General features: G+C 54.4%; 28 protein-coding genes. 10 read left to right on the forward strand and 18 right to left on the reverse strand.

Going from position 1 to position 24,911, the window contains the following annotated elements; translation table 11 throughout:
- Positions 1-4: 4 nt before the first annotated feature.
- Genes potD through potA form a run of 4 tightly spaced genes read right to left on the reverse strand, consistent with a single transcriptional unit; the run spans position 5 to position 3,813 of the window.
- Complete coding sequence (gene potD, locus IM303_RS01670) at positions 5-1,039, reverse strand: spermidine/putrescine ABC transporter substrate-binding protein PotD (protein ID WP_028012743.1); 1,035 nt, start codon at positions 1,037-1,039, stop codon at positions 5-7.
- Positions 1,036-1,827 carry a spermidine/putrescine ABC transporter permease PotC gene (potC, locus tag IM303_RS01675; protein ID WP_193359525.1) on the reverse strand — a complete coding sequence of 264 codons (792 nt, stop codon included), beginning with the start codon at positions 1,825-1,827 and terminating at the stop codon, positions 1,036-1,038. The genes potD and potC overlap by 4 nt, the downstream gene beginning before the upstream one ends.
- On the reverse strand, positions 1,824-2,681 hold the full coding sequence (potB, locus tag IM303_RS01680; protein WP_041910497.1) for a spermidine/putrescine ABC transporter permease PotB: 858 nt from the start codon (positions 2,679-2,681) through the stop codon (positions 1,824-1,826). The genes potC and potB overlap by 4 nt, the downstream gene beginning before the upstream one ends.
- Positions 2,665-3,813: a spermidine/putrescine ABC transporter ATP-binding protein PotA gene (gene potA, locus IM303_RS01685; protein WP_167401640.1), complete on the reverse strand. Its 1,149-nt coding sequence runs from the start codon at positions 3,811-3,813 to the stop codon at positions 2,665-2,667. Before potA ends, potB begins: the two co-directional genes overlap by 17 nt.
- Before the next feature lie 237 nt (positions 3,814-4,050).
- Here potA and pepT point away from each other — a divergent pair, with 237 nt between their 5' ends.
- Entirely contained in the window at positions 4,051-5,274 is a 1,224-nt protein-coding gene (gene pepT, locus IM303_RS01690; protein WP_192985962.1) for a peptidase T, read from the forward strand.
- Between the two features lie 42 nt (positions 5,275-5,316).
- Here pepT and IM303_RS01695 read toward each other — a convergent pair whose 3' ends face one another.
- From IM303_RS01695 to rluE, 8 genes are all read right to left on the reverse strand, one after another.
- Entirely contained in the window at positions 5,317-6,438 is a 1,122-nt protein-coding gene (locus IM303_RS01695; protein ID WP_047364295.1) for a cupin domain-containing protein, read from the reverse strand.
- A gap of 90 nt (positions 6,439-6,528) precedes the next feature.
- Positions 6,529-7,992, reverse strand: a complete 1,464-nt coding sequence (gene phoQ / locus IM303_RS01700) for a two-component system sensor histidine kinase PhoQ (RefSeq protein WP_045630113.1) — start codon at positions 7,990-7,992, stop codon at positions 6,529-6,531.
- Positions 7,993-8,664: a two-component system response regulator PhoP gene (gene phoP / locus IM303_RS01705; RefSeq protein WP_025911763.1), complete on the reverse strand. Its 672-nt coding sequence runs from the start codon at positions 8,662-8,664 to the stop codon at positions 7,993-7,995.
- A 123-nt stretch (positions 8,665-8,787) separates the two neighbouring features.
- On the reverse strand, positions 8,788-10,158 hold the full coding sequence (gene purB / locus IM303_RS01710; RefSeq protein ID WP_014883421.1) for an adenylosuccinate lyase: 1,371 nt from the start codon (positions 10,156-10,158) through the stop codon (positions 8,788-8,790).
- 19 nt (positions 10,159-10,177) lie between these two features.
- A complete protein-coding gene (hflD, locus tag IM303_RS01715) occupies positions 10,178-10,807 on the reverse strand; it encodes a high frequency lysogenization protein HflD (RefSeq protein ID WP_013097081.1) in 630 nt (209 codons plus the stop codon).
- A gap of 26 nt (positions 10,808-10,833) precedes the next feature.
- Positions 10,834-11,946 carry a tRNA 2-thiouridine(34) synthase MnmA gene (mnmA, locus tag IM303_RS01720; protein WP_028012751.1) on the reverse strand — a complete coding sequence of 371 codons (1,113 nt, stop codon included), beginning with the start codon at positions 11,944-11,946 and terminating at the stop codon, positions 10,834-10,836.
- A 40-nt stretch (positions 11,947-11,986) separates the two neighbouring features.
- Entirely contained in the window at positions 11,987-12,460 is a 474-nt protein-coding gene (locus IM303_RS01725) for an NUDIX hydrolase (RefSeq protein ID WP_028012752.1), read from the reverse strand.
- 9 nt (positions 12,461-12,469) lie between these two features.
- Entirely contained in the window at positions 12,470-13,123 is a 654-nt protein-coding gene (rluE, locus tag IM303_RS01730) for a 23S rRNA pseudouridine(2457) synthase RluE (protein ID WP_028012753.1), read from the reverse strand.
- A gap of 117 nt (positions 13,124-13,240) precedes the next feature.
- Between rluE and icd the strand changes: the two genes are divergently transcribed.
- The 3 genes from icd to IM303_RS01745 all read left to right on the forward strand — a co-directional run bounded on the left by icd (position 13,241) and on the right by IM303_RS01745 (position 15,231).
- Positions 13,241-14,491 (forward strand): NADP-dependent isocitrate dehydrogenase, encoded by a 1,251-nt coding sequence (gene icd, locus IM303_RS01735; protein WP_193359526.1) that lies wholly within the window; start codon positions 13,241-13,243, stop codon positions 14,489-14,491.
- 77 nt (positions 14,492-14,568) lie between these two features.
- On the forward strand, positions 14,569-14,916 hold the full coding sequence (locus IM303_RS01740) for a DUF1304 domain-containing protein (RefSeq protein WP_028012754.1): 348 nt from the start codon (positions 14,569-14,571) through the stop codon (positions 14,914-14,916).
- Positions 14,917-14,985: 69 nt separating this feature from the next.
- Positions 14,986-15,231, forward strand: coding sequence for a DUF2543 family protein (locus IM303_RS01745; RefSeq protein WP_028012755.1), 246 nt, complete (start codon positions 14,986-14,988; stop codon positions 15,229-15,231).
- A gap of 1 nt (position 15,232) precedes the next feature.
- Here the strand turns inward: IM303_RS01745 and IM303_RS01750 are convergent, their stop codons facing one another.
- Positions 15,233-16,732 (reverse strand): EAL domain-containing protein, encoded by a 1,500-nt coding sequence (locus tag IM303_RS01750; protein ID WP_028012756.1) that lies wholly within the window; start codon positions 16,730-16,732, stop codon positions 15,233-15,235.
- A gap of 172 nt (positions 16,733-16,904) precedes the next feature.
- Between IM303_RS01750 and IM303_RS01755 the strand changes: the two genes are divergently transcribed.
- Both IM303_RS01755 and IM303_RS01760 read left to right on the forward strand, forming a co-directional pair.
- Positions 16,905-18,389 carry a diguanylate cyclase gene (locus IM303_RS01755; protein ID WP_370552686.1) on the forward strand — a complete coding sequence of 495 codons (1,485 nt, stop codon included), beginning with the start codon at positions 16,905-16,907 and terminating at the stop codon, positions 18,387-18,389.
- Between the two features lie 278 nt (positions 18,390-18,667).
- Complete coding sequence (locus tag IM303_RS01760) at positions 18,668-18,916, forward strand: GlsB/YeaQ/YmgE family stress response membrane protein (RefSeq protein ID WP_028012758.1); 249 nt, start codon at positions 18,668-18,670, stop codon at positions 18,914-18,916.
- A 126-nt stretch (positions 18,917-19,042) separates the two neighbouring features.
- On the opposite strand, the gene IM303_RS01765 is transcribed toward IM303_RS01760, so the two are convergent.
- Both IM303_RS01765 and IM303_RS01770 read right to left on the reverse strand, forming a co-directional pair.
- On the reverse strand, positions 19,043-19,141 hold the full coding sequence (locus IM303_RS01765; RefSeq protein ID WP_014883431.1) for a YoaK family small membrane protein: 99 nt from the start codon (positions 19,139-19,141) through the stop codon (positions 19,043-19,045).
- A gap of 45 nt (positions 19,142-19,186) precedes the next feature.
- On the reverse strand, positions 19,187-20,206 hold the full coding sequence (locus IM303_RS01770) for a sensor domain-containing diguanylate cyclase (RefSeq protein ID WP_063437681.1): 1,020 nt from the start codon (positions 20,204-20,206) through the stop codon (positions 19,187-19,189).
- A gap of 308 nt (positions 20,207-20,514) precedes the next feature.
- On the opposite strand from IM303_RS01770, the gene IM303_RS01775 reads away from it, so the two are divergent.
- Both IM303_RS01775 and IM303_RS01780 read left to right on the forward strand, forming a co-directional pair.
- Positions 20,515-20,769 (forward strand): DUF333 domain-containing protein, encoded by a 255-nt coding sequence (locus IM303_RS01775; protein ID WP_045261615.1) that lies wholly within the window; start codon positions 20,515-20,517, stop codon positions 20,767-20,769.
- A gap of 80 nt (positions 20,770-20,849) precedes the next feature.
- On the forward strand, positions 20,850-21,155 hold the full coding sequence (locus IM303_RS01780; RefSeq protein WP_193359527.1) for a hypothetical protein: 306 nt from the start codon (positions 20,850-20,852) through the stop codon (positions 21,153-21,155).
- Here the strand turns inward: IM303_RS01780 and IM303_RS01785 are convergent, their stop codons facing one another.
- A complete protein-coding gene (locus tag IM303_RS01785) occupies positions 21,156-21,500 on the reverse strand; it encodes a DUF488 domain-containing protein (protein ID WP_041910484.1) in 345 nt (114 codons plus the stop codon). It lies immediately after the preceding gene.
- 101 nt (positions 21,501-21,601) lie between these two features.
- On the opposite strand from IM303_RS01785, the gene IM303_RS01790 reads away from it, so the two are divergent.
- On the forward strand, positions 21,602-22,309 hold the full coding sequence (locus IM303_RS01790) for a CTP synthase (RefSeq protein WP_193359528.1): 708 nt from the start codon (positions 21,602-21,604) through the stop codon (positions 22,307-22,309).
- Positions 22,310-22,340: 31 nt separating this feature from the next.
- Here IM303_RS01790 and IM303_RS01795 read toward each other — a convergent pair whose 3' ends face one another.
- The gene (locus IM303_RS01795) at positions 22,341-23,528 is read right to left on the reverse strand and encodes a CynX/NimT family MFS transporter (protein ID WP_028012764.1); all 1,188 of its coding nucleotides are present in this window, start codon (positions 23,526-23,528) and stop codon (positions 22,341-22,343) included.
- A gap of 99 nt (positions 23,529-23,627) precedes the next feature.
- On the opposite strand from IM303_RS01795, the gene IM303_RS01800 reads away from it, so the two are divergent.
- Positions 23,628-24,419: a helix-turn-helix transcriptional regulator gene (locus IM303_RS01800; protein ID WP_305038773.1), complete on the forward strand. Its 792-nt coding sequence runs from the start codon at positions 23,628-23,630 to the stop codon at positions 24,417-24,419.
- On the opposite strand, the gene IM303_RS01805 is transcribed toward IM303_RS01800, so the two are convergent.
- Positions 24,403-24,849 (reverse strand): DUF441 domain-containing protein, encoded by a 447-nt coding sequence (locus IM303_RS01805; RefSeq protein WP_045261610.1) that lies wholly within the window; start codon positions 24,847-24,849, stop codon positions 24,403-24,405. The two genes, IM303_RS01800 and IM303_RS01805, sit on opposite strands and share 17 nt — an antisense overlap.
- Positions 24,850-24,911 lie beyond the last annotated feature (62 nt).

Raw genomic sequence — 24,911 nt, forward strand, 5'->3', positions numbered from 1 at the left:
TGCATTAACGACCTGCTTTTAACTTCTGATAATACTCTTCGTAAAGGCGGCTCGCGTCGCCTACATCGTTCTGCCATTCTCCTTTGCTGATGGTTTCGGCATCCGGATAGAGTGACTTATCGTTAGCCACGTCAGGCTTCAGCAGCTTGCGGGCGGCCAGGTTTGGCGTCGGGTAGCCAATCGTCTCGGCTACCTGTTTCGCCACGTCCGGACGCAGCAGGAAATTAATCAGCTTCAGCGCACCGTCCACGTTCTTCGCGTTGGCCGGGATCGCGAGGCTATCCATCCAGAAGATCCCGCCTTCCTTCGGCCAGACCACCTCCAGCGGCGTCCCGGCCTGACGGGCAACATACGCAGAGCCGTTCCACACCATCCCCAGGTTTACTTCGCCTTCCATATACGGGTTTGCCGGGTTATCAGAGTTGAATGCCGCCACGTTAGGCATCAGCTTTTTCAGCTCGTTGTAAGCCGCGTCGATCTCTTTCGGATCGGTGGTGTTACCGGAATAGCCAAGCTTACGCAGCGCGATCTGGAACACTTCACGCGCATCGTCGGTTAACAGCAGGCTGCCTTTGTATTCCGGTTTCCACAGATCCGCCCAGCCGGTGACCGTTTTCGGATCAATGGCCTCGCTGTTCACGCCAATCGCCGTCGCCCCCCAGATATACGGAATGGAGTAGTCGTTATTCGGGTCGAACGGCTTGTTGAGCATCTCAGGATCGAGGTTTGAAAAATTAGTTAGCTTCGTTTTGTCGATCTTCTGGATCATGCCCTCTTTGCGCATTTTGTCGACAAAGTAGGTGGAAGGAACCACCAGATCGTAGGCGCCGTCCTTGTAGGTTTTGAGCTTGGCATACATGGTTTCATTCGACTCATAGGTCGAATAGATAACCTTGATGCCCGTCTCCTTTGTGAACTGCTCCAGCAGGCCCGGCGGCACGTATTCCGTCCAGTTGTAGAAGTAGAGCGTTTTGCTGTCATCAGCGTGCGCGGCACCCATGCCAAGCACCAGCGCCGCAGCGGCGAGCATTTTTTTCATTTCATTGTCCCCTGAGATTTTGTTTTATCACGAGCAAGAACCTGGCTGGCGATCACCAGAACCAGCGAAAACAGCAGCAGTATGGTCGCCAGCGCGTTCACCTCCGGTGAGACGCCAACTTTTACCATCGAATAGATCTTCAACGGCAGAATTTCGTAGCTCGGCCCGGTCACGAAGGAGGAAACCACGACGTCATCCATCGACAGGGTAAAGCTGAGCAGCCATCCGGCGGCGACGGCAGGCATCGCCAGCGGCAGGATGATTTTGCGCAGGATGATCATCTCGCTGGCACCCAGATCTTTGGCCGCCTCCAGCATGCGCACGTCGAACCCTTTCAGACGCGCGTAGACGGTGACCACCACAAACGGCAGGCAGAAGGTGATATGGGAAAAAAGCAGCGACCAGAAGCCAAGCTGTACGCCCAGCAGCATAAACAGCACCAGCAGCGAAATCGCCATCACGATGTCCGGCGACATCATCACTACAAACAGCATGCCGCTGACGAACGGCTTGCCGGGAAAACGGTAGCGATACAGCGCCACGGCGGTCAGCGAGCCAATCAGCGTGGCGAAGGTGGCGGAGACGATCGCCATCGTCAGCGAGTGCTGTGCGGCCTGCAGCAGGCTGTCATTGTTCATCAGCAGGCTGTACCAGTTGGTGGTAAACCCCTGCCAGTTGATCCCGAACCGCGAGCTGTTAAACGAGTTCACGATCAAAATGATAATCGGGATATAAAGGTAAGCGTAAATGGCGGTCATAAAACCGCCGCGAAGCAGTCGACCGATCATTCGAGTTCCACCTTCTTGTTGAGCAGGCGAGAAGCGCGCCAGTAGACGAGCAGCATCAGCCCCATCACCACCGTGAGCGTAATGCTGGTCGCGGAGCCGAACGGCCAGTCGCGGATGTTCAGGAACTGGCTCTTGATCACGTTCCCAATCAGCAGGTTTTTCGCCCCGCCCATCAGGTCAGACACGTAGAACAGGCCCATCGCCGGGAGCATCACCAGCAGACAGCCCGCAATAATGCCGGGCATGGTCAGCGGAATGATAATGCGGATAAAGGTCTGCAGCTTGCTGGCCCCCAGATCTTTTGCCGCTTCCAGCAGCGGTTTATCGAGCTTCTCAATGCTGGAGTAGAGCGGCATCACCATAAACGGCAGCAGGATATAGACCAAGCCAATGATTACCGCACCTGGGGTAAACATGATGCGCACTGGCGTATCAATCACGCCCAGCCACAGCAGAAACGCGTTGAGGTAGCCTTTGGTGCTGAGGAAGATTTTCAGCCCGTAGATGCGAATCAGCGAGTTGGTCCAGAACGGCACAATCAGCAGAAACAGCAGCAGCGGGCGCACCTTTTGCGGCAGTCCCGCCAGGAACCATGCGAAAGGGTACCCCAGCAGCAGGCAGGCCACGGTGGCAATCAGCGCCATATTGAGCGAGTGCAACAGCACGTCGAAATAGAGCGGATCGAGCAGGCGCGCGTAGTTGTCCAGCGTAAAGACCAGCGAAACGAAGTTTGCATCGTCGCGGGTCAGGAAGCTGGTGGCGATGATCATCAGGTTGGGTAAAAAGACAAATAACACAAGCCAACCGACGATAGTGGCAATGACCACCTTCTGGAACTTACTTGTGTTCTTCATCAGCCAGCACAACCTCCCAGCTTTCTACCCAGTTGATAACCATTTTCTGGTCAAGAGAGTGGTCAAAGTCAGGATCGTCCTCGTTAAAGAATTCGCTGACCATCACCATTTTGCCGTTCTCCAGTTCCACAACGGACTCGAGGGTCATCCCTTTATAGTTACGTTCGCGAACGTAACCGATCAGACCTTCGACGTCGGCCGTGTCGTGGATCTCATCAACGCGGAGATCTTCCGGGCGCAGCAGGACGTTGAGTTTTTGTCCTTTCTCGACGGCAAAGTTCACGGTGATAATGCAGTCGCGTCCCTCGACGTTCGCGCGAACGCGCTGTGCATCCAGACGCTCAAGTACGGTGGCGTTGAAGATATTGATCTCGCCAATAAAGCTGGCGACAAACAGGTTTTTCGGCTCTTCGTATATTTCACGCGGCGTACCGTCCTGTTCAATCTTACCGTCACGCATTACCACGATACGGTCTGACATGGTCAGCGCCTCTTCCTGATCGTGGGTGACGAAGACAAAGGTGATACCGAGCTTGCGCTGTAGCGCTTTCAACTCGTTCTGCATCTGCTTGCGCAGCTTGTAATCCAGCGCGGAGAGGGATTCATCCAGCAGAAGCAGGCGCGGTTTATTGACGACCGCGCGGGCAATGGCCACGCGCTGCTGCTGACCGCCGGAGAGCTGGTGGGGCTTTCGCTGGGCAAACGTCTCCAGCTGAACCATGCGCAGGGCTTCGGTGACGCGCGGTTCGATCTCATTAGCCGGGGTTTTTTGCATCCGCAGGCCAAACGCCACGTTCTCAAACACGGTCATGTGCGGGAACAGGGCGTAGCTCTGAAAAACGGTATTGACGTGGCGATCTTCGGCAGGAACCTGGGTTATGTCCTGGTTCTCAAGATGGATGCGGCCATTATCAACGCTTTCCAGCCCGGCGATAAGGCGCAGTACGGTGGTTTTGCCGCAGCCGGAAGGGCCAAGCAGCGTAAGAAACTCACCATCATTGATGGTCAGGTTGAGGTCGGAAATGACGTCTTTGCCATCAAAGCTTTTACGAATTCGTTCCAGTTGCACCAGCGGTGAACGAGAACGGGATTGTGTATTCAATTTTTGCGCTGTCCCATATAGACGCCTCAGGCAGCAGACTGAAGCGGGGTTTGTGTGTAACCACCTTGGTGACTCGTAATGAGGGCGGACATTCTACGGCAATCCCCCGTAATCGCCAATCCTTGTCACTGATTCATAAGCTACATTTATTAACGCATAAAGATATAAACGTAAAAAGTTCTCGTTTGCGGGATAAAAGTGACCTGACGCAATATTTGCGTTTTGATGCTTACTGATAATGTTGTCACAAAAAGTGAGGGTGACTGCATGGATAAATTACTTGAGCGTTTTTTACAGTATGTTTCGCTGGATACCCAATCTAAGCCGGGTGTCCGCCAGGTGCCAAGCACCGAAGGCCAGTGGAAGTTGTTAAACCTGCTTAAAGAGCAGCTTGAGGCCATGGGGCTGGTCAACGTCACGTTAAGCGAAAAAGGCACTGTGATGGGAACGCTGCCGGCGAATGTGCCGGGTGATATTCCGGCGATTGGCTTTATTTCTCATGTCGATACCTCACCTGATTTTAGCGGCAAACACGTGAACCCGCAGATCGTGGAAAACTACCGCGGCGGTGATATCGCGCTGGGGATTGGCGACGAAGTGCTCTCTCCGGTGATGTTCCCGGTGCTGCACCAGTTGCTCGGCCAGACGCTGATCACCACCGACGGCAAAACGCTGCTGGGGGCGGATGACAAGGCGGGCATCGCGGAAATCATGACGGCGCTGGCGGTGCTGAAAGGTAAAAACATCCCGCACGGGGACATCCGCGTTGCTTTTACCCCAGATGAAGAGGTGGGTAAGGGCGCGAAGCACTTCGACGTGGACGCTTTTAACGCGCAGTGGGCGTATACCGTCGACGGCGGTGGCGTGGGCGAGCTGGAGTATGAAAACTTCAACGCGGCGTCGGTGACCATAAAAATTGTCGGAAACAACGTTCACCCAGGGTCTGCCAAAGGGGTGATGGTGAACGCGCTGTCGCTGGCGTCGCGTATTCATGCGGAAGTCCCGACGGAAGAGAGCCCTGAACAGACAGAGGGGTACGAGGGCTTTTATCACCTCACCAGCATCAAAGGCACCGTGGACAGCGCGCAGATGCACTACATCATCCGCGATTTCGACCGTAAAGCTTTTGAGGCGCGCAAGCGCAAAATGATGGAGATTGCCAAGAAGGTTGGGAAGGGATTGCATCCTGACTGCTATATTGAGCTGATCATTGAAGACAGCTATTACAATATGCGCGACAAGGTGATGGCCCATCCGCACATTCTGGATATCGCCCAGCAGGCGATGCGAGACTGCGATATTGAACCGGTCTTAAAACCGATTCGCGGCGGAACTGACGGCTCGCAGCTATCGTTTATGGGGCTACCGTGCCCGAACCTGTTTACCGGGGGCTATAACTACCACGGCAAGCATGAGTTTGTGACGCTGGAAGGGATGGAAAAGGCGGTGAAGGTAATTGTGCGCATAGCCGAGTTAACCGCTAAACGCTAAAAAAATGCCCGGTGGCGCAGCGCCACCGGGCATTATCACAACTCAGTCCTCAAAGAACCAGTACCCGCTGTTGACCAGCGCGGCCAGCATCGCGAGGAAGGATGGGTCTTCCAGCGCGTCGCCAAAGGTTTCTGCAGTCAGTACCATATGGCTGGCAATGGCTTCCAGCGCCGGGCGGTGCGGGGAGTCGAGCTTCTCACCGTTGACGAAGACCTCTTCACCAATGCGCAGCACGCGTAATCCGCCCAGACGAACCAGCTTGTCACCCTGCTGCAGCGCATCATAGATCTCATCTGCCTGATACGGCGGCTCCGGCGGTGCAACGTCCAGCTCGTGACGTGACTGGCTAATAAATTCGCCAAACCACTGCCTGAAATGTTCCGGCTCGTTGATCAGATCCAGCATCATGCCGCGCAGCTTATCCAGCTCTTCTGGCACGATGTCTGCCGGATGCTCGCGCGCAGGCACATCCGGATCGCTGTAGCGATAGCTTCCCAGCTCGCGCTGCAGGACATAGTCTGCAAAGCCGCTGATCATTTCGCGGCCGCTTGGCGCACGGAACCCGACAGAGTAGTTCAGCGAGTTCTCCAGGGAGTAACCTTCGTGAGGGAATCCTGGTGGAATGTAGAGAATATCGCCTGGCTCCAGCTCTTCGTCGATAATGCCTTCGAACGGATCCACCTGAAGCAGATCCGGGTGCGGGCAGTGCTGCTTCATCGGCACTTTTTCGCCCACGCGCCAGCGGCGGCGGCCCGTGCCCTGAATGATAAACACGTCGTACTGGTCCAGATGCGGACCCACGCCGCCGCCAGGTACGGAGAAGGAGATCATCAGATCGTCCATTCGCCAGTCTGGCAGGGCGCGGAACGGGCGCATTAGCGCGGCAGTCGGCTCGTGCCAGTGGTTAACCGCCTGCACCAGCAGCGACCAGTTGCTTTCGCCGAGATGATCGTAGCTTTCGAAAGGACCGTGGCTGACCTGCCATTTCCCGTCCTGGTGGCTGACCAGACGGCTGTCGACTTCGTTTTCCATGGCCAGACCGGCCAGCTCGTCAGGTGAGATAGGGTCGACAAAGTTGCTGAACCCGCGTTTCAGAACCACCGGGCGCTTTTGCCAGTAACGTTCAATAAACTCGGGCCAGTTAAGTGTTAAGTGATAATCCATATTTTTTTATCCGCAGGCTCTTACTGACTCGGATTATAACGGAAGCTCAGCCCCCCGGCTGCGAGATCCTCGCATTTTTCACATAACGGGTTAACTATCGTCCGATGTGGGCTGCTGACGACCAAAAATCACTTCCATTCTGGCCCCGCCGAGCAAGCTTTCGCTGGTTTCGATTTTTCCGTCATACTGGTCGACAATCTCGCGGGCGACGGCTAAACCCACGCCCTGACCGGGGCGCAGCGTATCCGCTCGCTGACCGCGATCGAACACCACATCACGTTTATTAAGCGGGATCCCGGGGCCATCATCCTCAACGATAATGTGTAACTCGTTATCCGTCTGGCGCGCCGATACTTCAACAAACTCCAGGCAGTATTTACAGGCGTTATCCAGCAGGTTGCCCATCACTTCCATAAAGTCATTTTTTTCGCCAACAAAGCTAATTTCAGGCGAAATGTCGAGGCTGATGTTGACCCCTTTACGCTGATACACCTTGTTAAGGGCGGACGTGAGATTATCCAGCAGCGGGGCCACCGGGTGCAGCTCGCGGCTCAGGAGCGCGCTGCCGGAACGCATGCTGGCGCGGTGCAGATAGTAGCCAATTTGCTGCGAGATTCGGCTGATTTGTTCCAGCATCACCGGCTCGGCATCGTCGACGCTCAGCCTTGAGCTGCGCATGGAACGCAGGGTGCTTTGCATTACGGCCAGCGGCGTTTTCAGGCTGTGGGTGAGGTCGGTCAGGGTCGTACGGTACTTATCATAGCGTTCACGCTCGCTTTTCAGCAGGCGATTGAGGTTACGCACCAGACTGGTCAGCTCACGGGTGGTTTCCGGATTGAGCTTTTCACGATGATGTTCCTCAAGCTCGCGCACCTCTCGCGCCAGGGACTCAATAGGGCGCAAGCTCCACCACGCCGCCACCCAAAGCAGCGGGATCACCAGCAGCAGGTTTGCGGCCAGAACATAAACGAACCAGCCCCAGACCTTATAGGAACGTTTTAGCTCAACCGGAATGGTGTCGATCACCACAATGGTTAACTGCGGCATGTTCATGGTCGCCGGGTAGATATTGATCGCCACCGAGTGCGTCATTTCCGTCTCGGCATCGTCAGCCCGGATTTCATTGAGCTTTTGCTGCATCGAGCGATCTTCGCGAATCAGCGTGCTGGTGGTATTGAGATCGGCTTCTATCTCATGAAACCCGTTGGTTTTGAGCCACTCCGGACGAATGCTTTTCGCCAGCCACGGAATATCGCGTTGCGCCCAAAGCAACTTTCCCTTTTCATTGTAAATCAGGGCTAAAGTAGGACTCTGTTGATCCAGGTTCTCTGGCATTTCAACGGTGATGTGGTTGTCTTCCCATGTGGCCAGGGTATAAAACAGATTACTTTCGCCGCGTAACAGTCGGAAGGTCGTTTTATCGAAGCTGACGCTGTAGCCCACCAGGGCGACCAGACCGTAGGAGAGCGACAGCACCAGCACCACCGCGGCCGTTGCCAGTAAAAAACGAACCCGCAGCGAGAGGGGCAGAATGTGGCGCAAAATCCGTCTCATTTAGCGTAATTCGAACAGGTAGCCCTGGCCGCGGACGGTCGTAATCACGTCCTGCGGATACTGCGCCTGAATTTTCTTACGCAAACGGCCCATCAGCACGTCTATGGTGTGACTCTCGCGCAGCTCAGCGTCAGGGTAGAGCTGGAGCATTAAGGAGTCTTTGCTCACTACTTTTCCGCTGTTACGGATCAGCGTTTCCATAATGGTGTATTCGAACGCGGTGAGCTTGATCACTTCATCGTTAATCGAGAGCTCGCGACGGGAGAGATCCACCTGGAAAGGCGGAATGGAGATAACCTGTGAAGCCAGCCCGCTGTTGCGGCGTAACAGCGCCTGCATGCGCGCCGCCACTTCTTCAATGTGAAACGGTTTGGTGACGTAATCATCCGCACCGGCGCTGAGCACTTCAACTTTGTCCTGCCAGCCTTCGCGGGCGGTGAGAACCAGAACCGGCAGGGAAACGTCATGGCTGCGCCAGCGACGAATTAACGACAGGCCGTCTTCATCAGGCAGGCCTAAATCGACAATGGCGATGTCCGGCAGGTGTTCATTGAGATAATAATCGGCTTCTTTTGCATCTTCAGCATCATCCACCTGATGTCCCATCTCCTGAAGCTGAACCTTCAGGTGGTGGCGTAGCAATGCGTTATCCTCAACAACCAGTACGCGCATCATCTTTTCTCCCAGAATAAATAGTATGAATAGTTTAACGCTGATTATGTTGCTGTGGGGATAAACATTCAGTAAACCGGGGAAAAGCAACCCCCTTTCCGGGCGGAAAGGGGGGAAGGAACATTACTTCAGCTCATCAACCATGGTGATGGCGCGGCCAATGTAATTCGCCGGAGTCATGGCCTTCAGGCGGGTTTTCTCTTCTTCCGGCAGTGCCAGACCGTCGATAAACTGTTTCATGCCTTCGGCATCGACGCGTTTACCGCGTGTCAGCTCTTTCAGCTTCTCGTACGGTTTTTCGATACCGTAGCGGCGCATCACGGTCTGAATCGGCTCTGCCAATACTTCCCAGTTGTGATCCAGCTCGTCCAGAAGACGGTCACGGTTCACTTCGAGCTTGCTCACGCCCTTCAGGGTGGACTGATACGCGATCAGCGCGTAGCCAATGCCCACGCCCAGGTTACGCAGCACGGTGGAGTCGGTCAGGTCACGCTGCCAGCGGGATACCGGCAGCTTGCTCGCCATATGCTGCAGCACGGCATTCGCCAGGCCCAGGTTGCCTTCGGAGTTTTCGAAGTCGATTGGGTTCACTTTGTGCGGCATGGTGGAGGAGCCAATTTCCCCGGCGATGGTCTTCTGCTTGAAGTGGTTCAGCGCGATGTAGCCCCACACGTCGCGATCGAAGTCGATCAGGATGGTGTTGAAGCGCGCGATGCAGTCAAACAGCTCTGCAATGTAGTCGTGCGGCTCAATCTGGGTGGTGTACGGGTTCCACTGGATCCCCAGAGAGGTCACGAACTCTTCGCTGAACTGATGCCAGTCCACTTCCGGGTACGCGGCAATGTGGGCATTGTAGTTACCGACCGCGCCGTTGATTTTACCCAGAATTTCAACCTGCTCCAGCTGACGATACTGGCGCTCCATACGGTACGCCACGTTCGCCATCTCTTTACCCATCGTGGATGGGGTGGCTGGCTGGCCGTGAGTACGGGAAAGCAACGGAATGTCGCGGTATTCCACGGACAGCGCTTTCACCGCGTCGATGATTTTACGCCAGTAAGGCAGCACCACTTCTTTACGCGCGGTGGAGAGCATCAGCGCGTGAGACAGGTTGTTGATATCTTCGGACGTACAGGCGAAGTGAATGAACTCGGATACCGCATGCAGGGCCGGGACGCTTTCCACTTTCTCTTTCAGGAAGTACTCAACCGCTTTCACGTCGTGGTTGGTGGTGCGTTCAATGGTCTTAATGCGCGCGGCATCTTCTTCGCTAAACTCAGCAACGATTTTATCAAGGTAATCGTTTGCCTTTTCGTCAAAAGCAGGAACTTCCTTGATTGCTGCCTGGGCGGCCAGCTTCTGCAGCCAGCGTACTTCAACCTGAACACGGAACTTCAGCAAACCATATTCGCTGAAGATCCCGCGCAGCGCGCTGACTTTATCGCCGTAGCGTCCATCGACAGGGGATACGGCGGTCAGTGAGGATAATTCCATAATTCGCAACTCCGGGAGGTTAACAATGAGCAAGAATTTGTTTTGCCTGAGTAGTCAGGCGATTACGAGAAAACATTAACTGCAGGCGGCCACCGCCAACCTGATGCCACAGCACGGCGGCGCGGATCCCAGCCAGCAGGGAAGCGCGAACCTTCGCCTGCACCTGCGGGCTTTGCAGTACGGCAGGGGATCCGGTGACCTGAATGCGCGGGCCCAGCGGGCTGATGACGTCAACGTAAATGCCCGCCATGGCGCTCAGCAGCGTTTCAGACTGCAGGTCAAAATGGTCGAGCTGACGCTGTAGCCCGGCGATGCGATCGCCCAGGGTATTGAGCGCGCCTTTTGCCGCGCTCAGCTTACGCTCAAGCACCATCAGGCTTAAGGTGTAGCGGGTCAGTTCCGCGTTTAACCCCTGACGGCTGCTGGCGTTAAGCACGCCAAGCAGGGTTTCAAGACCGAGACGAAGATTGGTTTCACTGCCGCCGAACACGCCCAGGGTTGAACCGGGGTTGAGGTCGATAACGCTGTTGAGCGAAACGTGCAGGGCATCAGCGTCACAGTGACCCTGATGCGCCAGCTGTTGCACCAGACGAGCAGACTGGCAAATTCCTGCCAGCGCCAGGGTGATGTCATAATAATTCTTCGCCACACGGTCTCCTTTATGTGTGCAATCGGTTAAACAGCGGGCAGCGGCAGGCGCTGTTCAATGATCCCGCCGCCCAGGCAGATTTCGCCGCTGTAGAAGACAGCAGACTGGCCCGGGGTAACGGCGGCGACCGGCTCGTCGAAACGGACGTCAATACGGTCGTCATCAAGCGCGGTGATGGTGCAAGGAATATCGGTCTGGCGGTAGCGCGTTTTCACCGTGCAGCGCAGCGTGCCTTTCAGGGGCTCGCGATCGACCCAGTGCAACTGCTGTGCGATAAGGCCAACGGACATCAGACGCGGGTGGTCGTGACCCTGAGCCACCACCAGAATATTGTTTTCGACGTCTTTGTCGACCACGTACCACGGATCTTCGCTGCCTTCTTTCGTCCCACCAATACCCAGGCCTTTACGCTGGCCTAAGGTGTGGTACATCAGCCCCTGATGCTGACCAATCTCGTCGCCATCAACGGTGACAATTTTACCTGGCTGTGCAGGCAGGTAGCGGCCCAGGAAATCACGGAATTTGCGCTCGCCGATAAAGCAGATACCGGTGGAGTCTTTTTTCTTCGCGGTGATCAGGTCCAGCTCTTCGGCAATTTTACGCACTTCCGGCTTTTCCAGTTCGCCGACCGGGAACAGGCTTTGCGCAATCTGTTCGTGGCTCAGCGTATAAAGGAAGTAGCTCTGATCTTTATTGCCGTCGAGGCCGCGCAGCAGCTGGCTTTTGCCATTCACGTCCGCACGACGCACGTAGTGACCGGTCGCAATGTAGTCAGCGCCCAGATCTTCCGCGGCGAATTCCAGGAAGGCTTTAAATTTGATCTCTTTGTTGCACAGAATATCCGGGTTCGGGGTACGGCCCGCTTTGTACTCTTCCAGGAACAGTTCAAAGACGTTGTCCCAGTACTCTGCGGCAAAGTTAACGGTGTGCAGTTCAATGCCGAGCTTGTCGCATACGGCCTGCGCGTCGGCGAGATCCGCTGCGGCAGTGCAGTATTCCTCGCCATCGTCTTCCTCCCAGTTCTTCATGAACAGGCCCTCCACCTTATAGCCCTGTTGCTGCAACAGGTAGGCGGAAACGGAGGAATCGACACCGCCGGACATGCCGACGATCACTTTTTTCTGGCTGTTATCTGACATGGAATACTCACGACATTGAACTTCAAGGCGGCGTATTCTATCACGCCCCCCCACCGTTGACACCCTCTGTAAACGGCCAGTTAAATTCTCCGATGACACCCAGCGGCAGGCGTGCGCCTGACTGCCAGCAGCGGATGCTTTCCGCAACCAGCGGCGAGCGCAGGTTTGGCGCGTTCAGGATCTCTTCGGCGGTGACCCACAGGCAGCGATCGATATCGTCATCATGCGGTTCTGTGGCGCACGTTTCGCTAAGCTCAACGGCGAATAAAAAGCGCAGGAAGGGGGTGCTGTCGGGCGCAATCCACTGGTGCATGCGAATGAAGTGCTGGGGCTCAGCGCGAATGCCGGTCTCTTCCCAGAGCTCGCGCTTCGCGGCCTGCAGCAACGTTTCATTGGCTTCAAGATGCCCGGCAGGCTGATTCCACAGCGCCCTGCCGTTGATGCTCTCTTCCACAACGAGGAATTTTCCCTGCGCGTGCACCACGCAGGCGACCGTAACATGAGGTTTAAACATCGTTTCTCCTTAAGGGGCAGCGTCGCGCCATTCGCCGTTTGCCAGCGTATCCAGCGTGTAGCTGCCCATGGCGTAGCGAATCAGACGTAGGGTAGGGAAGCCGACGTGCGCGGTCATTCGCCTCACCTGGCGGTTGCGGCCTTCATACAGGGTGATTTTGAGCCAGCTTGTCGGGATGGATTTGCGCTCGCGAATGGGCGGGTTACGCGGCCACAGCCACTCCGGCTCATTCACGCGTTCAATACCGGCGGGCAGGGTGGGACCGTCGTTCAGCGTCACCCCGCTGCGCAGTTTCGCCAGCGTCTCTTCGTCCGGCTCGCCTTCAACCTGCACAAAGTAAATTTTGCCGGTGCGTTTGCCCGGTTGTGTAAGCTTTGCCTGTAGGGCGCCGTCGTTGGTTAGGACCAAAAGTCCTTCGCTGTCCCGGTCCAGGCGACCGGCGGCGTAGACGCCCTGAACGGGGATGTAATCCTTGAGCGTGCTGCGTCCGGCCTCATCGGTAAACTGCGGCAAAACATCGTAGGGTTTATTGAACAAAATCACCCGCTTCGGCTGGGTTTGCTGGGGTCTTCTGGTGGCTTGTCGCGAGCTGAATCGCTCAACCCGGTGTTTTGTAAAAGAAGTTTTCTTCATGGTATTTTCAGGCGTTATCAATTGCCGCATTATAGCCTAATAACGAAGACCTTTCATGGCGCAGGACAATCAGGTACTATCGAAGGGCTCATTACAATTTATTAACATAAGATCAGTAACAACCAGAAGCGCTCGAAGGAGAGGTTAATGGAAAGCAAAGTAGTTGTTCCGGCGGAAGGTAAAAAGATCACCCTGCAAAACGGCAAGATTAACGTTCCTCACAATCCGATTATTCCGTTCATCGAAGGCGACGGTATCGGTGTAGACGTTACCCCGGCAATGCTGAAAGTGGTTGATGCCGCTGTTGAGAAAGCCTACAAAGGCGAGCGTAAAATTTCCTGGATGGAAATTTACACCGGTGAGAAATCGACGCAAGTTTATGGCCAGGACGTCTGGCTGCCAGCAGAAACGCTGGACCTGATCCGCGACTACCGCGTTGCTATTAAAGGCCCACTGACCACTCCGGTCGGCGGCGGCATCCGTTCTCTGAACGTGGCGCTGCGTCAGGAGCTGGACCTGTACGTGTGTCTGCGTCCGGTTCGTTACTATCAGGGCACCCCAAGCCCGGTTAAGCACCCTGAACTGACCGACATGGTTATCTTCCGCGAAAACTCAGAAGACATCTACGCGGGTATCGAGTGGAAAGCGGACTCTGCTGATGCAGAAAAAGTGATTAAATTCCTGCGCGAAGAGATGGGCGTGAAGAAAATTCGCTTCCCTGAGCACTGCGGTATCGGCATTAAGCCGTGCTCTGAAGAAGGGACCAAGCGCCTGGTGCGTGCGGCCATCGAATACGCGATCACCAACGACCGTGATTCTGTGACCCTGGTTCACAAGGGCAACATCATGAAGTTCACCGAAGGCGCGTTCAAAGACTGGGGCTACCAGCTGGCGACCGAAGAGTTCGGCGGTGAGCCGATCGACGGCGGCCCGTGGCAGAAGATCAAGAACCCGAACACCGGCAAAGAGATCATCATTAAAGATGTGATCGCCGATGCGTTCCTGCAGCAGATCCTGCTGCGTCCTGCTGAATACGACGTGATCGCCTGTATGAACCTGAACGGTGACTACATTTCTGACGCCCTGGCGGCACAGGTTGGCGGTATCGGTATCGCCCCTGGCGCGAACATCGGCGACGAGTGCGCCCTGTTCGAAGCAACCCACGGTACTGCACCAAAATACGCAGGCCAGGACAAAGTGAACCCAGGCTCTATCATCCTCTCCGCAGAGATGATGCTGCGTCATATGGAATGGTTCGAAGCCGCGGACCTGATCGTTAAAGGTATGGAAGGCGCGATCAACGCGAAAACCGTAACGTACGATTTCGAACGTCTGATGGAAGGCGCTAAGCTGCTGAAATGTTCAGAGTTTGGCGACGCGATTATCGCGAACATGTAATCCAGATTCTGGGTTAAACAAGAGCGGGGGCCTGAGGGTTCCCGTTTTTTTTGCTTCTGCCTGCAGGAAATAACACGATGCTCGCTACTGTTCTTATCGCTGTCGTTGCATTCATCCATATCTACATTCTTGTGCTGGAAATGTTCCTGTGGAACACCAGAACAGGGCACAAGGCCTTTAATCTGCGTCCCGATTTTGCGCGCGACACCCGCGTGCTGGCCGCGAATCAGGGGCTGTATAATGGTTTTCTGGCTGCGGGTCTGCTCTGGAGCCTCTGGCTTGGTGAGAAGGGTATATCTGTGGCCATCTTCTTCCTGACCTGCGTGTTGATTGCCGGACTCTTTGGCGCAGCGACCGCCAGCCGAAAGATACTGTACGTTCAGGCCATACCTGCTCTTGCAGCCCTGCTTGCCCTGCTTATCTGACGCAACGCGTTGGTTAACCGTACGTCGTCGGATATAATTGTGGCTTCACCCTCAGAGATTAACGCTGTTATGAATAACGAAATCCCACTGAAGTATTATGACATCGTCGAAGAGTACGCGACGGAAGCCACAAAGCCCGTGAGTGAGTCAGAGCAGGACTCGCTGGCGCATTATTTCCAGCTGCTTCTCACGCGTTTGTCGAATAATGAGGAGATCGATGAGGAAGCTCAGCAGGAGATGGCGCGTGAAGCCGGGGTTCGTGCCGAACGTATTGATGATATTGCGAACTTTCTCAATCAGTGGGGAAACGAGTAACCTACCGCGCGATCCCAGCGAGTCGCTTCGCAAGCTCGCTTCGGGTGACGGATTTTGAGAAATACCATCCCTGAATCAGCGCCTCGGGGTATCTTTCAGCAATAAAGCGATACTGTATTTCGCTCTCTACGCCTTCGAAAACAAGCGTTTTATTCAGTTTTGCGAGGGCGTCGCTAAAGATGACAAAAATGTTCTGCTTGTAATGTTCACTGATGCCATCGACCAGCGACTTGTCGATTTTGATCTCATCATATTCAAGCAGCGAAAGCCTTGCCAGGTTTGAGTTTTGCACCCCGAAGTCATCAATGGATATTCTCACGCCAAGGTTTTTTAAATCCTTGCAGAAATCTTCCAGAATATTCCCCGTTGAAATGGCTTTTTCAGAAAGCTCGATTTTGATCAGAGAGAGCGGAATATTATTAGCTAAACAGCTACGGCGCAAAATGCTGATAAACTGTCCGTCTTCAATTTCCGTTCGGCCAACATTGAGCGAAACAACCAGATGATATTTAATAATAAGTGGCGCGATATCCGAAAGGGATTTTTGGAGAATATTTATATAGTAATTTTTATACAGGCCAATTTTTTTGATTAATGGAATAAACAGTTCCGGGGAGACGTCACCGTATCTTGCGTCACGCCATCTCGACAAGACCTCCACGCCTACAATTTTTTTATCCTCAATCCGAACAATGGGCTGGTAATGAACGCCGATAGTATTAGTGATAACAGCTTTGACCAGCGTCCGCTCCAGGGAGAACCGGTCCTCGTTGAGTCGAAAGAAAAAGAGCGTTATCGCAATCCAGATAAAACATAAAATGACCGCGAGAACGATAAATACAACGGGAGATAACGAGGCCAGTCCCGCGTTGTGATGCTTCACAATGACGCACAAATCCCACGTGGTGCTGCACCGGGTGAGGGTCAGGGTAAACAAGGAGGAATTCAGTTCGCTCTGTTGGTTTAATTCAGGCGTAGCCGAAAAAAACGTTCTGCTTAAGTCCCTGGTGGTGGTGCTCAGAGAATAGCTCTCCGTAACCGGGGTGAATTTATCGTAAGCATAGCGGGAGGTGAAGATAATGTGATTATTATAGATGGCCGCATTGCCGGTAAAAAAATCTTTTCTCGAAAATTGCGCGAGGAGAAATCCTCTGGGCGTTTCATGGAGCTCTTCAGGAAGCGGGACAGGATTAACGAGTTTACCCCAAAAAGCGGTACAGACTATTTTTCCCTTTTCAATAAAACCGACGTCAGCGACATAGCGGCTTTCGAGCTTGACCTGCCGGTAGCGATCGAGGCTGTCTCTGTCGCATCCCTGTGTGGTCAGGTTTTTGAGCGTCTGCGCCATGCTCTGGGTCAGACTTTCTGAATGCTGTAAAAGGGTTCGGGAAATCTCAAGCTGTTTGCTTTTCTGCTGGCTCCCGATAACTGCATTAACCGCAAAAAGAGACAGGAAGACCAGAAACGCTGAAACGATAGTAACGGCAATGATCTTTTTCATTTTCCAGATACCCTGTCCGCTCCCTCATCTCTCAAATCTTATCACAGGCAGTGCAAGCTACAAGCCTGATAATAACGGCAGCCGTTATGCTTAAGTGCAATTTGTTTTCCTCTTAACCTGAGCTTTGTTACAGTGACAAGAGTTGTCAGCCAGGGATGCCAGGCGTGATAAGGTGGAAAAGCTCGTGCATGTGAAAAATACTTTTTACACAACAACCATTACCGTCATCATTGTCTCATTGATTGTTTCATTGTCGCTTGCCGTCCAGATTGCCACGTCCCGACAGCAGTCAATCCAGCAAATCAATACCAGCGTTGCCAACCTGAGCCATACCCTTAACGTCTACACGGAAGGGATCATTCGCCAAAGTGAAATGTTGATTACCACCGTTTCCGACACAATCGAAATTTATGGTATGACCCCCCAACAGGCGATCAATATTCAGCGAATGATAAGCAATCAGGATAATCTTCTTACTCAGATTAATAATGTGGTTGTCTATGATGCGCATGGGGATATCTTCACTGCATTGCACAAGAATTTTGCGGGCACCCATAATGGCGCGGACAGGGCATTTTTTGTCTATCACAAGGAAAATAAAAGTCAGCAGATTTATATCGGTGAGCCGGTGATAAGCAGAACCAATGGTAAATGGGTTATTACTCTTAGCCGACGCCTTGAAACCCACACCGGTGCATTTAACGGTGTTGTGGTGGTGACGCTGGGTATCGAAAATTTTCTGGCGCTTTATGGACAAATTTATATTGGTCACGCGGGCGTTATTGGTTTAACGACGCAAGCAGGCGTTTTACTGATTCGTTATCCCTTTAAAAATAACTATATCGGTACGATTTTTTCTGACTCACCTCTCTTCAGAAAATACCTCAAGGTACAAAATACAGGGATAGCCAGCTCTGTCTCCAGGTTTGATAAAATCGAACGCATTTATGCCTATGAGAAAAACAGGCGCTACGGACTGGTTACGACGGTAGCGGTAAGCATTGATGAAGCCCTTTCACCGTGGCGCAAGCAGGCGATTCAGCTTGCCGCACTTATTTTGGTGTTTACCGCGACGCTCATCGTGGCGTCCTGTTTCCTCTATTCCGACTTATCCAGAAAAGCACGGGATAACAAAGCGCTAAAGATTATTGCCTCGGAGGATGCGCTGACAGGGCTTTATAACAGGCGCATCTTTGATGAAAAAATCCTCTCGGAAATTGCGGCGTGTGCGGCAAAGGACGCGCCGGTTTCGCTGCTCCTTGTGGATGTGGACTACTTCAAAAAGTACAACGATAACTACGGTCATCCGGAAGGGGACAGATGCCTGGCGTTGCTGGGAAACTGCCTCAGGGAAAGTCTCACCCACGACAACCAGATTGTGGCGCGCTATGGCGGGGAGGAGTTTGCGCTGATTTTGCCTGAAACGGATATCCAGGAGGCGCTCCGCCTTGCGCAGACGATTATTCGCTATGTTTTCTCTCAGCAAATTGAACACGCGTTTAGCCCCTTCGGGCGGGTTACGGTAAGCGTAGGGGTCTCCAGTGCGCGTGCTGTCAACATCGCGGGTAGCCAGCAGAATATTATTAATGCTGCTGACCAGGCGCTCTATCAGGCAAAACGCGGCGGGCGCAACCGGCACGCTTTCATTGGGGCTTGATCAAAAAAAAGCCCACTCATGAGTGGGCAAGAAATACTGGAAGCAATGTGAGCAATGTCGTACTGAATACCTGAGTGTTTAGCTCAACTATTCAGTGTTGAGAAAGATAATCTTTCTCAACAAAAGATGCAACCCCACAGTTATTGTGGAAGGGCATGTTGATGAAGAAATGCGCAGACTCTCTCTGTGAGGCTTATCACAAATTTCCTTTCTCAGATCCTGTGCTATCCTTTTTGTGTCGTTGATTTAATGACAAAAACCATACAGAGAGGAAAGTTATGGGAATTTTATCCTGGATTATCTTTGGGCTTATTGCGGGTATTCTGGCGAAGTGGATCATGCCGGGCAAAGATGGCGGTGGGTTTATCGTCACCATAATACTGGGTATTGTCGGCGCGGTAGTCGGCGGTTGGATCAGTACGCTGTTCGGTTTTGGTAAAGTCGATGGCTTTAACTTCGGCAGTTTCGCTGTCGCGGTGATCGGCGCGCTGGTTGTGCTGTTTATCTACAGAAAGATCAAAAGCTAATACTGAAGCGTTAAAAAGGCTGCCATATGGCGGCCTTTTTACGTAACGGGTTTACCACCAGCCAAACTGCGTGCCGGCAAACGCCACGACGGCAACGATCAACATTATAAGGGTGGTTTTTCTCATTTATGCCCCCGGAGCAGCGTAACCACCGACAAAAAACCACGCCAGAAACACCACCGCCGTTATAAAAATAACGACCGGGAAGAGGATCCCTATTCTCATATCATCACCTGTTTCGGTTTTTATAACGCCGTAGAGTGTACGGGGTTAATCCATCGCGAGAAAGCCTGTTTTGCTTTTTCCTTTCTTATCCTGATACATCGCGATATCCGCGGCACGTAACGCACTGTCCGGATCGGTTACGCCGGGATCCACTTCGATAACGCCGAGGCTGGCGCCAGGATAAATGATGCTGATGCTACCCAGCCAGTATTCCCCCGCAATTCGGGCGCTGAGGCGCGTTCTGAGAAGGTGAATTTGCTCCTCATTCTCGACGTTGCTCAGAGTGGCCACCAGGAACTCATCGCCGCCCAGCCGGCCGATGATATCGTCCTGCTGTTTTTCTGCGGTCAAACGCTTGCCCACTTCAATCAGGAACTGGTCGCCTGCTTCATGCCCGTATCGATCGTTAATCAGTTTAAAATCATCCAGATCGATAAAGGCAATGATGGCGTTACGTTTCAGATGCCGTGCCAGAGAAAACAGGGTCGTTAAATCCTCAAAAATGGCGCGACGATTGGGCAGACCGGTCAGAGCATCGGTATAGGAGTGTGCAATGAGGGCCGCATTGGCTTCACGAAGCTGGGTGACCAGAGACTCTTTTTGAATGTACTGACCGATCAACCCGGCGAAAAGTTTTAATATCTGTTCACCGCGTTCGCTGAGCGGTTTCTTTGCCGTACTGGTGGCGCAGAGCGTACCGTAAAGTGAGCCATCGGCAAGATGCACTGGGATGCTCATGTAAGTGGTAATGCCGAGCGCTTTAGCCGCTTCGCATTCCGGCCAACGCTCGGGCACATCGTTACTGAATAATGTGTCGCTATCCAGCGCGCGCTTACACAGCGTTTCATCCCATGGCACGCTTAACCCTTCCGGGATAGTCATCTGCTTGCTGTTGCGGGCATACAGGATATGCTGCAGCCGGGCTGTTATATCCACCTTCGTCAGATACGTCGACTCCATGTCGGTGACGATTTCCAGCATCTCCAGCAACTGACGAACGAGGCTTTCAAGGGATTGCTCGGTGGCAAGGGTTTCTGAAACGCGAGCGAGGATAAGATCCGACATGACGTAGAATGACTCCCAGGCAGAAGACGTCTGCATCTGCATGTTATGCTGAATTTTTAGGCTTCCGGCATAGTAAAACATGAATATATAAAATTTAATATATGCAGAGGCGGGCAGCAGGCGGGAAAAAAAGCCCCGTTGTTGAGAACGGGGCAAAGACATCTTGATTACGGAATGATGTTCTCTGGTCAAAGTGAGAACATGCCAGACTGTAGCGTTGAAAAGTGCAGTTAGAATGGAGAAATCATGGAGAAAGCGGCGACAAGCCGTTACCCTTAGCCAATGATGATGTCAAAAGGATCAACAAGATGAGATTTCTGCTACTGGCGCTGGCGCTTCCCCTAGTTGCCTGCACCGCAAAAACAACCCCACCCGACGCCCCGAAACCGCCGCACGCCGTGGGCATGGCGAACCCGGCTTCCGTTTACTGCCTTGAAAAGGGCGGGGAACAGGTCCCAATTCAAAGCCCGCAGGGGGTCCGCACCGAGTGCAAGCTGCCCGGTGGCGAAGTGATCGACGAATGGACGCTCTATCGTCGCGATCATCCGCAACCTGCCAGGTGACAGAGGGACAGTAGCTGCGATACACTTCTCTTTAGGATTATTCTTAGCCAATTTCTGGCTACCGTTACCGCGAGAGAAGTATGTTTCAGCTTAAACCGGGCAGCGTGGCGATGATCGTCGGTGCCCGCACGGCGTCAGGCCGTCGCAATATTGGTAAATCTGTGGAGCTATTTGGTCTCTGCCAACCCGGCCAGCGTTTCGTTAACCCGGTCAACGGCGTGATGACGCAGTTACCCGCAAGCGCGGACCGCGCGCTCTGGCTGGTGACGGGAGACGTCTACGCCTTTGACAATCAGCACGGCTTTGCGTTTGTGCGCGCCGAACACCTGATGCCGCTCACCCCGGACGAAGCTCCGCAAATTCACGATGAGCTGACGGTCAGCTGATCACAGATGGCGCAGCCAGTCGGCTAAGACCAGAGCGTGATTCTGCTTCGTGTCCTTCGCGCCGTAGAGCAGGGTTACGGTCTGCTTTTTCGCCAGCGCCGCCAGACGCTCTCCTTCGTCCTTATGCTGCGCCAGCTCTTCCTTGTAGGCTTTAGTGAAGGCCGCGAAATCAATCGCTTCGCTATGAAAGTCCTTGCGTAACGCGCTGGACGGTGTGAGCGTTTTACACCATTCGTCATACGCGAGGTCCGTTTTTTTCACCCCACGGGGCCAGAGCCTGTCCACCAGAACCCGATAGCCATCGCCCGGGCTCGCCTGTTCATAGACGCGTTTGCACTGAATCATAATTCCACCCTCCCAATTTAAGGTATTGTGATAATTGCAGAAGATCGGTAGTCTGAGGTTCCTTATGTTATCTGATAATACTCTGGCATAAGGAACCTTTCATGGAACACCTCCCGGTTAAAACGACGCTGCGCATTGCGCTGGTTGGCGATTACAATCCTGATGTTATTGCACACAAGGCGATCCCGCTGGCCATTGACGACGCCGCCGCGGTCCTTGACCTCACCGCCGATTACGACTGGCTTGCCACCACGGAATTAACCAGTTCTGAGGATCTGGTGGGCTACGATGCCATCTGGCTGGTTCCCGCAAGCCCCTATAAAAATACCGAGGCGGCCTTTATTGCCGCACGCTACGCGCGTGAAAACAGCATTCCGTTCCTGGGCACCTGCGGTGGGTTCCAGCATGCGTTAATTGAGTATGCCCGTAACGTGCTGGGCTGGAGCGACGCGGCACATGCTGAGACGGATACCGAAGGCACGATGGTGATTGCGCCGCTGAACTGCTCGCTGGTGGAGAAAACCGATGCCATTGAGCTGCGCAATAATACGCTGATCGCGAAGGCCTACGGAAAGCCGGAAATCGTAGAGGGTTATCACTGTAACTATGGCGTATCGGCGGCGTTTGCTCAGGAACTGGAGAGCGGTGATATGCGCGTAACGGGCTGGGACGAGCAGGGGGAAATTCGCGCTGCGGAGCTGGTGACCCATCCGTTCTTTGTTATCACCTTATTCCAGCACGAGCGTGCTGCGCTGGAAGGGCGTCCGGTGGTGCTGGTGCAGGCAATGCTGCGCGCGGCGCGCGGGTAAAAAAGGCAGACCCGATGGTCTGCCACTGTGTTTATCGGGGCGCGATTTCCCGGTCGCGCCCGGCAAGTACGCCGCAGATGGCCATGACGACAGCGGCCAGCGCGCAGGCGAGAAGCGGGATCCGCCAGTCTCCAGCCGAATCGTGAATTTTACCCATCAGCGGCGGACCGCAGGCGGCGAGCAGATAACCAATAGACTGTGCCATACCGGACAACGCTGCCGCCTGGTGTGCGGAGCTGGCGCGCAGGCCGATGAACGTCAGGCCGAGGATCATCGTTGCCCCGGTACCAAAGCCAAACACCAGCGTCCACATCACCGCCATCTCAGGCATAAACCACAAACCCGCCGCGCTAACCGCGCACATCAGCCCAACCGCTCCGGCGATGGTTCGCTGATCCTTCAGGCGCTGGAGGACGAGCGGAACGGCAAGCCCCGGCACGGCCGTGGCAAGCTGTAAAAGACCGTGCACCGAGCCGGCCTGCGCTTCGCTGAAGCCATGGCTGAGTAATATGGCCGGCAGCCAGCCGATGATGACATAATAAATCAGCGAGTTAATCCCCAGAAAGAGCGTCACCTGCCAGGCGAGTGCCGAGCGCCAGATCGCGCGGTTATGCAGCGCGCCTGCGCCCGTTACCGTTGCGACGTGTTTTTGACGCCACTGCGGCAGCCAGAGCAGCAGTGCGATCAGCGGAAACGCCATCAGCATCAACAGCGCGCCGTGCCAGCCCGCATCACCCTGCGCCAGGGGAACAATCAGCGCCGAGCCTAACGCGGCAGAGACACCCATCGTCAGGGAATAGGCGCCGGTGAGTTTTGCCACCTGACCCGGAAAGTCACGCTTAATTAAGCCGGGCAGCAGCACATTCCCCAGCGCGATCCCGCAACCAATCACCGCCGTTCCGATGAAAAGCAGGGTAGCGGAAGGCAGGGAGCGAACCGCAATCCCGATGCAAATCAGCATCAGGGCGATAAACAGGCTGCGCTCCATGCCGATACGCCGGGCAACGCCCGCCGCGAGCGGGGAGACAAGAGCAAAGGCAAGCAGGGGCAGGGTGGTCAGCAGACCGGTTTGCGCCGTGCTTAAGCCATAATCAAGGCGAATGGTATCGAGCAGCGGCGCTGCGCCGGTAAAGGTGACGCGAAGCGTGGTGGCAATCATCAGGATGCCTGCAATCAACAGCGCGCCCTGTTTTCCTGAGGTGCGAAGAGCAGTAGTCATTGTGTTCTCATACGTTCAAGCGAGCGCACACAATACCGATTTTCTCAGCGGTTGAAATCAGGCTAAAATGACAGTTTATCGCTAATATCGGACAACCTGATGATTGGTCTGGGACTGGACGGCTACGATCCTGATAGCCAGCACGATGCGGCCGTCGCGTTTCGCATCCGCGTGGTGACGGAAGAACAATATATTCCGCAGCATCAACACCGTAAGGGGCAGCTGATTCTGGCCCTTGGCGGCGCGATCACCTGCGAAGTGGAAAATGCGATGCTGATGGTACCGCCCCAGTATGCCGTCTGGATCCCAGGCCAAATGCCGCACAGCAACAGGGCCACGCCGGGGGCGCAGCTCTGCTTTTTGTTTATTGAGCCTGGTGCCGCCAGCCTGCCCGACCGCTGCTGCACCCTGAAAATCTCTCCCCTGGTGCGGGAGCTGATTTTATCCCTGGCGGAAAAACCGCGAGAACAGCTGCATCTTGCGGCCACATCGCGTCTGGTGGACGTCCTGTTTGACGAACTGCCGCTCCAGCGCCAGGAGCATCTGCAGCTGCCCGTCTCTCCCCATCCTAAAATCCGGCTGATGAGCGAGAAGATGGCGGAAGAGCACGCCGCCTGGCAGACGCTGGCACAGTGGGCGAGCCATTTCGCGATGAGTGAACGCAACCTGGCGCGGCTGGTGGTCAAAGAGACCGGTTTAAGCTTTCGCCGCTGGCGTCACCAGCTTCAGCTGATCGTGGCGTTACAGCATTTGATTAGCGGGAAATCGGTGCAGCAGGTGGCACAGTCTCTGGGCTATGACTCTACCACCGCGTTTATCACCATGTTCAAAAAGGGGCTGGGCCAGACGCCGGCGCGTTACATGGCCAGCCTGACTATGACTTCCCGATAAACAGGGACACCAGCCCTGCCGCAATCAGCGGGCCTACCGGCACGCCGCGGAAGAGCGCCACGCCGAGTACCGTGCCCACCAGCAGGCCCGCCACCAGCGAGGGCTGGCTGCTCATCAGCGTCACGCCGCGTCCGCCCAGCCACGAAACAAAAATCCCCACCGCGATCGCCACCAGCGATTTCCAGTTCACAAACGAGTGCAGCAGCGTTGAGGCGGGAAGGGTGCCGCTGGCGATGGGAGCCATCACCCCGATGGTTAAAATGATGATCCCGATGGTGAGGCCTTGTTTTTCTATCCACGGGAAAAAGCTATTTAACGGGGTCACGCGCACAATAATCAGCACCAGAATCGAGATGGCGACGGTGGTGTTATGGCTGATAAAGCCGAGCGCGGCGAGCGCCAGAAGAATGAGCAGAGTCGGGTCAAACATGGGGGATCCTTGCCAGAATAATTATCCTGCTTACTGTACGCGCAAACGCGGCGGAGGACAGC

This window comes from Enterobacter cloacae complex sp. P38RS, from assembly GCF_014930775.1.
Lineage (GTDB): Bacteria > Pseudomonadota > Gammaproteobacteria > Enterobacterales > Enterobacteriaceae > Enterobacter > Enterobacter bugandensis.

Bases quoted from the DNA above. Each gene is read 5' to 3' on its own strand.
- potD (WP_028012743.1), bottom strand. From the start codon at position 1,039: ATGAAAAAAATGCTCGCCGCTGCGGCGCTGGTGCTTGGCATGGGTGCC.
- potC (WP_193359525.1), bottom strand. From the start codon at position 1,827: ATGATCGGTCGACTGCTTCGCGGCGGTTTTATGACCGCCATTTACGCT.
- potB (WP_041910497.1), bottom strand. From the start codon at position 2,681: ATGAAGAACACAAGTAAGTTCCAGAAGGTGGTCATTGCCACTATCGTC.
- pepT (WP_192985962.1), top strand. From the start codon at position 4,051: ATGGATAAATTACTTGAGCGTTTTTTACAGTATGTTTCGCTGGATACC.
- IM303_RS01695 (WP_047364295.1), bottom strand. From the start codon at position 6,438: ATGGATTATCACTTAACACTTAACTGGCCCGAGTTTATTGAACGTTAC.
- phoQ (WP_045630113.1), bottom strand. From the start codon at position 7,992: ATGAGACGGATTTTGCGCCACATTCTGCCCCTCTCGCTGCGGGTTCGT.
- phoP (WP_025911763.1), bottom strand. From the start codon at position 8,664: ATGCGCGTACTGGTTGTTGAGGATAACGCATTGCTACGCCACCACCTG.
- purB (WP_014883421.1), bottom strand. From the start codon at position 10,158: ATGGAATTATCCTCACTGACCGCCGTATCCCCTGTCGATGGACGCTAC.
- mnmA (WP_028012751.1), bottom strand. From the start codon at position 11,946: ATGTCAGATAACAGCCAGAAAAAAGTGATCGTCGGCATGTCCGGCGGT.
- IM303_RS01725 (WP_028012752.1), bottom strand. From the start codon at position 12,460: ATGTTTAAACCTCATGTTACGGTCGCCTGCGTGGTGCACGCGCAGGGA.
- rluE (WP_028012753.1), bottom strand. From the start codon at position 13,123: ATGCGGCAATTGATAACGCCTGAAAATACCATGAAGAAAACTTCTTTT.
- icd (WP_193359526.1), top strand. From the start codon at position 13,241: ATGGAAAGCAAAGTAGTTGTTCCGGCGGAAGGTAAAAAGATCACCCTG.
- IM303_RS01740 (WP_028012754.1), top strand. From the start codon at position 14,569: ATGCTCGCTACTGTTCTTATCGCTGTCGTTGCATTCATCCATATCTAC.
- IM303_RS01745 (WP_028012755.1), top strand. From the start codon at position 14,986: ATGAATAACGAAATCCCACTGAAGTATTATGACATCGTCGAAGAGTAC.
- IM303_RS01750 (WP_028012756.1), bottom strand. From the start codon at position 16,732: ATGAAAAAGATCATTGCCGTTACTATCGTTTCAGCGTTTCTGGTCTTC.
- IM303_RS01760 (WP_028012758.1), top strand. From the start codon at position 18,668: ATGGGAATTTTATCCTGGATTATCTTTGGGCTTATTGCGGGTATTCTG.
- IM303_RS01765 (WP_014883431.1), bottom strand. From the start codon at position 19,141: ATGAGAATAGGGATCCTCTTCCCGGTCGTTATTTTTATAACGGCGGTG.
- IM303_RS01770 (WP_063437681.1), bottom strand. From the start codon at position 20,206: ATGTCGGATCTTATCCTCGCTCGCGTTTCAGAAACCCTTGCCACCGAG.
- IM303_RS01775 (WP_045261615.1), top strand. From the start codon at position 20,515: ATGAGATTTCTGCTACTGGCGCTGGCGCTTCCCCTAGTTGCCTGCACC.
- IM303_RS01780 (WP_193359527.1), top strand. From the start codon at position 20,850: ATGTTTCAGCTTAAACCGGGCAGCGTGGCGATGATCGTCGGTGCCCGC.
- IM303_RS01785 (WP_041910484.1), bottom strand. From the start codon at position 21,500: ATGATTCAGTGCAAACGCGTCTATGAACAGGCGAGCCCGGGCGATGGC.
- IM303_RS01790 (WP_193359528.1), top strand. From the start codon at position 21,602: ATGGAACACCTCCCGGTTAAAACGACGCTGCGCATTGCGCTGGTTGGC.
- IM303_RS01795 (WP_028012764.1), bottom strand. From the start codon at position 23,528: ATGACTACTGCTCTTCGCACCTCAGGAAAACAGGGCGCGCTGTTGATT.
- IM303_RS01800 (WP_305038773.1), top strand. From the start codon at position 23,628: ATGATTGGTCTGGGACTGGACGGCTACGATCCTGATAGCCAGCACGAT.
- IM303_RS01805 (WP_045261610.1), bottom strand. From the start codon at position 24,849: ATGTTTGACCCGACTCTGCTCATTCTTCTGGCGCTCGCCGCGCTCGGC.